Raw genomic sequence first — 1,867 nt, 5'->3', positions numbered from 1 at the left:
AACACAGTGGACGCGAGCAACTGAGGACAAGCCCTCGGCCTATTAGTACCAGTCACCTCCACCCGTTACCGGGCTTCCAGATCTGGCCTATCAACCCAGTCGTCTACTGGGAGCCTTAACCCCTCAAGGGGGTGGGAATACTCATCTCGAAGCAGGCTTCCCGCTTAGATGCTTTCAGCGGTTATCCTTTCCGAACGTAGCCAACCAGCCATGCCCTTGGCAGGACAACTGGCACACCAGAGGTTCGTCCGTCCCGGTCCTCTCGTACTAGGGACAGCCCTTCTCAATATTCCTACGCGCACAGCGGATAGGGACCGAACTGTCTCACGACGTTCTAAACCCAGCTCGCGTACCGCTTTAATGGGCGAACAGCCCAACCCTTGGGACCGACTCCAGCCCCAGGATGCGACGAGCCGACATCGAGGTGCCAAACCATCCCGTCGATATGGACTCTTGGGGAAGATCAGCCTGTTATCCCCGGGGTACCTTTTATCCGTTGAGCGACGGCGCTTCCACAAGCCACCGCCGGATCACTAGTCCCGACTTTCGTCCCTGCTCGACCCGTCGGTCTCACAGTCAAGCTCCCTTGTGCACTTACACTCAACACCTGATTACCAACCAGGCTGAGGGAACCTTTGGGCGCCTCCGTTACTCTTTAGGAGGCAACCGCCCCAGTTAAACTACCCATCAGACACTGTCCCTGATCCGGATCACGGACCCAGGTTAGACATCCAGCACGACCAGAGTGGTATTTCAACGTTGACTCCACGAACACTGGCGTGCCCGCTTCAAAGTCTCCCACCTATCCTACACAAGCCGAACCGAACACCAATATCAAACTGTAGTAAAGGTCCCGGGGTCTTTCCGTCCTGCTGCGCGAAACGAGCATCTTTACTCGTAGTGCAATTTCACCGGGCCTATGGTTGAGACAGTCGAGAAGTCGTTACGCCATTCGTGCAGGTCGGAACTTACCCGACAAGGAATTTCGCTACCTTAGGATGGTTATAGTTACCACCGCCGTTTACTGGCGCTTAAGTTCTCAGCTTCGCACACCCGAAAGTGCACTAACCGGTCCCCTTAACGTTCCAGCACCGGGCAGGCGTCAGTCCGTATACATCGCCTTACGGCTTCGCACGGACCTGTGTTTTTAGTAAACAGTCGCTTCTCGCTGGTCTCTGCGGCCACCCCCAGCTCACGGAGTAAATCCGATCACCAAGAATGGCCCCCCTTCTCCCGAAGTTACGGGGGCATTTTGCCGAGTTCCTTAACCATAGTTCACCCGAACGCCTCGGTATTCTCTACCTGACCACCTGAGTCGGTTTAGGGTACGGGCCGCCATGAAACTCGCTAGAGGCTTTTCTCGACAGCATAGGATCATCCACTTCACCACAATCGGCTCGGCATCAGGTCTCACCCTCATGTCATCCGGATTTACCTAGATGACGGGCTACACCCTTACCCCGGGACTACCATCGCCCGGGCTGGACTACCTTCCTGCGTCACCCCATCACTCACCTACTACCACCTTGGGTCGGCGGCTCCACCACTTCCCTTTGCCCGAAGGCTCCAGGACGGCTTCACGGCCTTAGCATTAATGGGCTCGATGTTTGACGCTTCACAGCGGGTACCGGAATATCAACCGGTTATCCATCGACTACGCCTGTCGGCCTCGCCTTAGGTCCCGACTTACCCTGGGCAGATCAGCTTGACCCAGGAACCCTTAGTCAATCGGCGCACACGTTTCTCACGTATGTATCGCTACTCATGCCTGCATTCTCACTCGTGAACCGTCCACCACTAGCTTCCGCTGCAGCTTCACCCGGCACACGACGCTCCCCTACCCATCCCAGCAGGCGTTGGCCCTATA

1 rRNA gene (cut by a window edge) is annotated in these 1,867 nt (G+C 56.4%); it reads right to left on the bottom strand.

The features are described 5' to 3' along the window. Positions 1-22 precede the first annotated feature (22 nt). A 23S ribosomal RNA gene (locus ACFUPX_RS44015) occupies positions 23-1,867 on the bottom strand; it runs 1,376 nt beyond the window's last position.

It is taken from the genome of Streptomyces sp. NPDC057302 (assembly GCF_042667685.1).
Lineage (GTDB): Bacteria > Actinomycetota > Actinomycetes > Streptomycetales > Streptomycetaceae > Streptomyces.
The sequence above is the reverse complement of the archived record's forward strand: the minus strand, read 5'-3'. Positions and strand labels throughout refer to the sequence as shown.